Origin of the sequence: Okeania sp. SIO2F5 (genome assembly GCF_010692685.1) — a bacterium.
GTDB classification, from domain to species: Bacteria; Cyanobacteriota; Cyanobacteriia; order Cyanobacteriales; family Microcoleaceae; genus Okeania; species Okeania hirsuta.
This window is the reverse complement of the sequence record NZ_JAAHGU010000077.1, coordinates 23,896-32,787: the sequence shown is the minus strand read 5'-3', so window position 1 is coordinate 32,787 and position 8,892 is coordinate 23,896. Positions and strand designations below refer to the sequence as shown.

At 37.4% G+C, this 8,892-nt stretch carries 2 protein-coding genes; one reads left to right on the top strand and one right to left on the bottom strand.

Features of this window, described 5'->3' with window-relative positions; all coding sequences use genetic code 11:
* Positions 1–237: 237 nt before the first annotated feature.
* Positions 238–471, top strand: coding sequence for a hypothetical protein (locus F6K27_RS21145; RefSeq protein WP_353736040.1), 234 nt, complete (start codon positions 238–240; stop codon positions 469–471).
* A 5-nt stretch (positions 472–476) separates the two neighbouring features.
* Here F6K27_RS21145 and F6K27_RS21140 read toward each other — a convergent pair whose 3' ends face one another.
* The gene (locus F6K27_RS21140) at positions 477–7,592 is read right to left on the bottom strand and encodes a translocation/assembly module TamB domain-containing protein (RefSeq protein WP_287279440.1); all 7,116 of its coding nucleotides are present in this window, start codon (positions 7,590–7,592) and stop codon (positions 477–479) included.
* Positions 7,593–8,892 lie beyond the last annotated feature (1,300 nt).

The window sequence follows — 8,892 nt, the reverse complement described above, 5'->3', positions numbered from 1 at the left end:
GTAAACAATTTCAAGCTATAAACTGTAAATTATCAATACCATTACAGACATCCTTAAAACTTTAAGGTTTAGCGATCGCCTAATTTATGAAAAATACAGCTCATACAGTTACTTTTATATTACATTGCAAATATCTATGTAACATGTAAAGATGCCAGCGCTCATTGCTATAATAGTCCTCAAATAGATTTCTTTCTTCCTTTTTCTCTAGAAAGACTTAGCAAATTAGAACCAGATGTGATTTTTATCTCATCTGATCATCGTAATGATGATAATACTGATACTGATACTGATATAGAAGAATATCTAAATTATTCAGATAGTCCTTTATGGCAAGGGTTAACAGCAGTGAAAAACCAACGGGTTTATGGTGCTAACCCATTGAAAATAATGGCTTTTGGAACTCGTGGTTTAGGTACATTGTTAGATATAACCATGCCAAAAATTTATCCAGATGTGTTTTCGGAGTAGCAATACTAAAATTGTACTTCATATTCCACTGATAATACTGCATTATCATTAAAGTTACTGCCTCCTCGGATGCGTACTTCATCATTAAGTTCATAAAGCAGAGAAAATTCCGTTGGTTCATTGGCACCAAAAAGTCTAGTCATGGATACTCCTAATTTATTCGTCACATCAACACCTACCTCCAAACCCCAACCCAAAGAGGAAGCACGTCGCGCTCCACGTTTAGGAATACTTGCAGGAAATATCCGAAATTCACTTAACCCAGTTGCTGCAATAATATCTTGTTGTAAGTTAGCAAGTATGGTGGTACTTGCTACATTAGCTAATGCTAAATTCCTATCTTCACTAAGGGTATCAATGATATTACCACCCAACAAACTGACTATTTGTACTTCTGATCGCTTTGGAGAACTGGTCAACTCTAGGTTATTTTCTAATTCTGATAGAGGTCCTTTTGCTGTTGCCATAATTCTAACTCTCTGACTACTATTCAAGGTGCCTGGTGATGGAGCGTCTATGGTCTCAGGTGATAATGGAGATGATGGGGATGATGAACGGTTGCTTTCAAAAGCTGATGCTAATAGCTGTACATCTACAATGGGGTCAAGTCCATTAATTGGGGTAAAGGTAGCTATGTTGTTATAGTTGGGGTCTAAACGCAATTCTGTAGTAAATAGATTAATCGACCCTGCTGCCAGGTCGATCGTGCCGCTTGGACGAATATCGCTGAGGGTTCCGTTAATCAGTAAACCACCTGCAACTTCAAAGTTAGCTAGTCCTGGACTAATCATCCGCAGGCGATCGCTTAGAGTCACTTGAAAATTATTTAGACCAATCTCAAATTCTCCCATGCCAAAACTAGGTGGATTTTCTTGACTACCTGCTGCTGCTGCTAAACCTGCTGCCTGATTCAAAAATATTTTACCTTGGGAGACTTCAACGTTACCGCCTACTTCTGGTTGCAAAGCTGTACCTGTAATCAGGACTTTTCCATCAATACCACCTTGAAAAACTCGTTGAAAGTCTATATTGAGTTGGTCTAATGTAATTGTCAGGGGGTTATTTATATCTGGTTCTTGACTGCCAAAGGGTTGAAAAATTGGTAAAACACCAATGACTTCAACTTTACCATCACTAATAATTCCTTGGAGTTCTTTTACCTCAATGCGATCACCCTGAAATAAAACTGTTCCTTCTAGGTCTGTTAGAGGTTGGGGAAATGCTGTTGCTGTGATACTTATATTTGCAAATTTAGCATATCCTTCTGGTTCTGGTTGTTGTAATGTTCCTTTGACCTGCAATAATATATCTCCTTGACCAGAGTTTAATGTCACCTGGTCGGTCAAGATGTTAACTATCTGTAACGCATCATTTTTAATATTGACGCTGACATTAATTAGATCACTACCTGCGGAAACTTGAGCAAAGGGCAGGTCAATGGGTACATCGCCTCTATACAAAATTGGGTCTCCAATTATAGAAATACCTCCACCAAAACGCAGACGCCCGGTGTTGTAACTAAATTCTGTTTGTGCTTTTTCAATGGGTTTTTCGTTTAAGGTGCCGTCTACTATATTGATTTCACCTATAGCTCTGGGGTCTTCAAAATTTCCTCCTATTTCTGTTTCAGCATTCAAAATTCCTGTAATATTGATATTAATATTTGGTGGTATATAATTTTGGGCAAATTTCTGTATTTCTCCTAAATCTATATTTTCTAATCGTAATTTCCCAGTCTGATTTTCTGGACTCAAATCTCCATTAAATGCTAATAATGTTTCTCCTGTTTGCACTTCTAGTGGTTTGACTGTCAGCACTTCGTTTTCATACTGACCCTGTACGAGAAATTTATCGACTTTGTATAGTCCCCAATTCCAGTCGCTACCATTGATGTCAAATTTGCCGTCAACACCAGACTGCAAAGATCCTTCTGCTGTTACTTCTCCGGAAAAGGTTATATCTAGGTCTGCAAGGGGTGGTATTGGTATGGGAGTGTTTGGTTGTTGACTTTCTTGTTGTTGTTTTAGCAAAGCTTGAATTTCGGCAAACCGACGCAACTGGGAAATTACTGGTGTATTTTCTGGAAAACCTACTGCAACTGGTTGCACATCTTCAGCGTTGGCATAATTTGGTGTTGCTATACCTCGCGTAATATCTTCTAAGTTAAACCATTGGAGGGCGGTCAAAATATCTTGAGCTTCACCTTTTTCAATTTTTAGGTTGCCAGCAAATTTGGGGTCGAAATTGGCAGCGGGAGAATTAATATCGACCATTGCTTGTAAAACATATCGACTGTCACCTAATAATAATGTACCGTCATTGAGAGTTCCTACACCTTTGGCAAAATTGATGTCTGCGGTGAAACTCTCTGCATCTATATAACCAATGCTAGGTTTGGCAACTGCAAGATTTCCGTTTGCTGTGATGGAGTTGAGGTCGAATGTTCTCAGACCAGATATTGCTATTTTGGCGGATGCTTCCCCGGAAACTGGACCGATATCAAATTGTGCTGCTGGAGCTATATCTAATAATTCGACAGGAAATTGGTCTAATGTTACCAGGAGGTTTTCTCCTTCTGTTACTCCTGCGAGTTTTGCTTCGTCGCGTTGAATTAAGAAAGCAGTGGGAAAATAGGTTTGATCAAATCGATCTAATACTAATTCTAGACGGTCTTGTTCGCCAGCAATTTTAAATGTTACTCCATCAGCTATTCCTGCATTTAATTTTCCAGATAAAACGGAATCAAAATCTACTGAATTTACGGCTAAGTTTCGCAAGACAACATCACCAACTAAACTCAAGTCTTCGATAGATTTACCGATTACTTTACCATCAAAATTGATTCTACCTGTTAATAACTCTCCTTTTTTTTCTATGGGTAAATTTTGTGCTTGTGCTAATTTTTCTATAGGCAGATATTCTAAGTCAAAATCTGACAAATTGACGTTAATATTAATTCCATAAATTGTCGGTGTTTTTTGCTGTGGAAATTCTACACCTACCACTCCATTAGCATTAACTTTTGGCGGGATAGAAACTTTTTCTATTTCTACTTGTTCGCCATTCCAGTTAAACAGAGAATTAAGAGGTTGTTCAATAACTGGTAATTCTGAAAGTGTTAATTTTGCTTGAGCTGCTATGCCTTCTGGAGATAAATTTGCTAGGGTTCCAGATAGGTCAATATTTGTATTTAAAAAGCCTCCAATTACTGGTAAATTTTCAGCTTGTCCTAATAATTTTTGTACCTGTATAATAGCTGCAACGGCTGGTTTTGTTTGTTCTTGTTTTTCCAATGCTGCTGAAAATTGCTCTAAAGGAATTTGGTCTACTACTACAGCAGTTTGCCATTTTTGACCTACTAATTCTCCTGTAATATTAACTGCTCCACCATCTGCAAAAATTACTTTTCCTTCCGCTTCAGCAGCTATAGCTTCTGGGTTTAAATTTTCTAAATTTCCGGTGACTTTGCCACTACCGAGAATATTGCCATTTATTGTTTCTAAATAAGGCAAAGCTTCTGAGGGAACTACTCCAATTTCTTTAGCTATTTTTTTGACAAAACTCAATGGAATAGGTTCCGCGATCGCTGAGGCTGCAAAATTACCATTATCTAATTTTCCTGTGGCATTAATTGTGTTATTTCCAATAATTAATTTTCCGGTTCCATCGGCAGCTATTGCTTGAGGATTCAGATTATTTAAGTTACCAAATATGCTCAGGTTGCCAAATAATTCTCCTTCAATTCCTGGAGGTAAAGTTGCACTAGCTGGTATGGCAATTAAACCAGTTTTTCTGACTGTTTCTTCCAAAGGGCGTAAAGCAATATTTTCTGTTTCTAAATTGGCAAAAAAGTTTCCTCGTTCGAGTTTTCCATCAATATCAACAGCATTGCCATCAATAAATAATTTGCTATTAGTATCTGCGGTAATTGCTTCCGGAGATAAATTGTTTAAATTGCCAGATAAATTAGCATTAACATTAACTTGACTATTTAAAGTTTTAATAGCAGGAATTTGAGCTTGCAAAGTTTTAATCTGATTAGGTTCTACTGGTATTAATCCCGATATGAAAATTGCTTCTCCTAAATCTAAAAGAGGATTTACTGCTAATTTACTGCTATTAACTGAAGCTTGAAAATTACCATTATTTAACTTACCCGTAGCGTTAACAGTTCCTCCAGCAATAATTACTTTGCCATCCCCATCAATAGCAATTCCTGTAGGAGTTAAATTATTAATATTTCCAGATATACTCGCTCCCCCCTGAATATTTCCCTTAGTATCTGTTGGTAAAACATTATTTTTTAGAGAAACAATTTGTGCTTCTGTTAATAACTTTTCGACAGCAGTAAGAGATATTTGATTAGTTTTAACAGTCGTTTGAAAATTACCCGAATTTAAACTACCTGTAGCGTTAATTGTACCTTCGTCAATTTTGAGATTTCCCACTAAATCTCCTGCTATATTTTCTGGTGAAGGGTTTACCAGATTTCCTGATAAATTAACCTGACCATTGAGTCTACCATTCAGACTTTTTAACCTGGGAATATTAGCTCTAATATTATTTAACTGTTCCTGGTCAGTAATAATTCCAGAATTTACTGCGGATAACCCCAAATCTAACAAAGGATTAAGTGGTAATTCTTCAGTATCAACCAATGCTTGAAACCTGCCATTATTAACTTTCCCATTAGCATTAACCGTACCATTAGCAAGATTAACATTCCCCTGAAAATCACTGGTTATGCTAGCCAAACTCAAATCATTGAGATTAGCTGAAAAAGTAGCTTCACCATTAATTTTCCCATCAGTTTGACTAGATAAAATAGAATTAGGAGTAGTCAGAATATTTGCATTTATCCCTATTCTTTCTAAAGCACTTAAACTCAATTGAACAGCATTTCCCTTACCTTGCAAACTACCATTATTTGCCCGAGCATTAAAATTAACTTGACCGCCAGCAATATTTATTACCCCACTCCCATTCCCATCAATAGTATTAATTGAAAAATTCCTCGTGAGACCAGAAAAATTAGCTTGAGCATTAACAACACCTTCCAACCCAGATGGTAAACCCAATGGTTTTAAAGGTTCTAAATTATCTAAAGAAATTTGATTGACAGTAACGTTGAGCTGCCAGTTTTCCAGATTAGCATTACCATCAATATTAACCTTTCCCCCACCGACTTCGACAACAGTATTTTTAATATTCGCCTGACTATCAACAATATCAACAGTACCACTCACCGAATAAACAGCTTTTGGTAACTGCCATTGAACTTGCCCTTTCAGACTTTCCAAAGCTCCAGCGATCGCCACTTCAGTAGAAAAGTTACCAAGGGGAAGGGGTGAACTAAAACCATATTGTTGAGCGATCGGTTCTACGGGTATATTTTCTACCTTCAGGTTTAAGTCAACTACAGGATTAAAATTGGTTCCCTGCTCCTGCTTAACTCCCAACTCCTGACTTTTAACTTCTAACTTTTGAGTTTTGACTTTTGTTTGCGTTTGCGTAGCATCCCGCAGGGAAGCATTCCGTAGGAAATTTTGAGTTTTGACTTTTGTTTGCGTTTGCGTAGCATCCCGCAAGGAAGCATTCCGTAGGAAATTTTGACTTTGTGGAACTGACTCCCGAGCGACTTCTAACTCCCGACTTCTAACTCCCGACTCCTGACTCCTGACTCCTTGCTGAACAGCACCCTTACCCGTAATTTTCCCTCCCACTACAGGACTAATTTGTAAGTCAGAAAAACCAGCAGTTAAATTGAGCAGTTGAAAATCTTGGTTTAACTGCGGACTAATAGTAAAATTTGTCGCAATATCCTTAAATCTTAATCTATCAACTCTAGTAACTTCAGTCGTTTCAACCTTTCCTGATACCACTGGTTGCAGCAAACTACCAACAATATTGAAATTAGTTTTCACACCCCCATCTAATAAAGGTCTAATATCCTGAATTTGACCCCGAATTTGCTGAAGTTGTTGTTTAGTTTCTGCCGTTTCAATTTTGCCCGAAAGTAAATCAATTTCTGTAGTAACAGTATTAAACAAAGTGTCGAAACTAACAGGCAAAACCTCCCCATTCAAATTCAGATTAAGATTCTGAAAGTCTAAGTCCGCCCTTGTTTGCGCCGTACCCTGGAGTTTTAATCCAATATTCCCATAGTTAGCGTTTAAACTTTCCACCCTAACTTTTGGCCAAGCAACATTAGCAACCGTATTCAGGTTAACAGTGTTGCTCAGGAAACTGCTGTTAGCATTCAACTCCCGCAAACTAACTTTTCCCTGGATATTTTGTACAAAGTCAGCAATTTTATCAGTTAGTTTAATCTCAGTCCGGAGGTCTGCATTTAATACCCCACTTTGCAGACTCACATCAGGAATATTTTCAAACGCTAATACCAAAGGAACAAATATTGGTAATTGCAATTTTTGCCCTACAACATCAGCTTTAATTTCCGAATTTTTGAGATTAACATCAGCATCAACCCGAAAATTACCACCACCATCAATAACCTTACCATTCAGGTCTACCAACCAACGTTGCAGTTTGTCCTTAGAAAGAACTTCACTATTACTTAAATCTAACAATATCGGTTCAGAAGACCTTCCTGTTTCAGCAGGCAAAATACTAACATCCAGTTCCGGGAAACGTAGAGCTGTAATATCAACATTAAAAGGTGGAGGTGGTAGATCTGCCAACTCTGGAATTTTAAACAAACCATCAGCTTGTTGTTGTAAATTAGCTTCAGATTTTCCAAATGTAATATCAAGTTTGAGAGTCTTGAATAACAGAGGTCCAAGAGCATACCTAACCTTAACTATCTCCGTAGAAGCAGCAATGGAGTCTGTTGAAGTAGGAGGTAAAGATGAAGGGCCAAATTCTAGATAACCAATTCTAAATTTTTGCAGTTCGCCCACTTGAACTGGCCTTTGGGTAAGTCTGGTGAGATTCTCACTCACCATTGGGGCTAATTTTTCTTGAAACCACCAAGTTCCTACTGCTCCCCCTCCTACAGAGACTGTCCCTAAACCCAGACCACTAATAATTACTATTCTGCGCCAGTTTCTGGACTTGGAGGTATCAGTTTGCCGATCGGAATTATCTGGAGTGTTAGTCATAAGTAAATCAAAAGTTAAAATTTAAAAGTTTTATATTTGCTTAAAATATACAGGACTTACGCAAATTCATCTTGAAAACGCCATTATGTAGGGGCGAATGCCATTGACTAACGTCAAGCTCCGAATTGCGCCCTCACTTGATTTACTGTCTGTGCGTAAGTCCTGATATAGCTGGTATAGCAATTTTCATAAGGAGTGAGGTAAAAATTCCTTTGTTGCGCGGGAGTAGGGAGTAGTAGGGATATTGCATACAACGTCCGTACAGAGTAGTAATTCGAGAAACAGGGAATAGTGGTGCGACCCCGTGTCGGCGACAGATATACCTGGTAGCGCACTTGGTGTGAGAAAAGAAGAAAAACAACTGTACCTCAGTAACTTGAGAAACGCTTATAGATATTATATTTTTGTCTCTGTGTATCAAGATTGTATAGCAATCCTATTTTATTTGTATCAAAAATCTTACTGCTTTTTAGGGAATAGGGAACAGGTAAGAGTTTCAGTTTTTTTATTTACTTTTTGATTACCCGCAACCTATTTAGGATTGCTATAGGTAAATTTAACAGGACTTACGCTTCTCCAATAGACATCTGGTGATCATAAAAAATCAAATCAATTATCGCACAGAAGTTATCAATTCTTTCTGCCTACTCCCTACTCCCTCTTTTCCGGAGATGTCTAATCATTAAACTAAAAGTATTATTATCATTTTCTTTGTGGGTTTAATACCCCACCGTCAACGGGGGTGTTCACGCATTACTTGGGGGAGCGAATCCCCATGTAATTTTCCTCCTGTCTCCTGTCTCCTGTCTCCTGTCTCCTTCTTCAATTCAGTGTTTCAACATAGTAGTCTGATTCAAGTCGTGTGAAAAATATCCTAGCAAAAGGGAACAGGTCTCAGAGTTTTAAACTTGACGTTAGAGCTGGAATTTAGATAATTTATGAAGAGTTTTGTATTTAAGATAGTATCTGAGTAGAATATTTTTGGACTTAGATTGAGTATTAGACTTGTCGCTTTATAACTTAAAAATCCCCCAAAAACCTTGTTATGTAAGGATTGTAGCTATTGGATAGCAAAAATGCTGGGAATTATTGCTCTGTCTAGGTCAGAGTGATTCTTTCCCTTTATTTAGCGACAACTCTATTGTATAGACTTCTAATAATACCATTCCTTTTTTTGGAGGTCTGGTAAAATAACTTTCCATAATTTGTTATCAAAACAAAAAATTAAATCTTTTTGCCTTGATTATAATTTAGACACATTATTATTTTGTCTCTACTAATATAGACAAAATAATTGTCT

Excerpts from the sequence above, each read along its gene's own strand:
- F6K27_RS21140 (WP_287279440.1), bottom strand. The coding sequence starts at position 7,592 with ATGACTAACACTCCAGATAATTCCGATCGGCAAACTGATACCTCCAAG.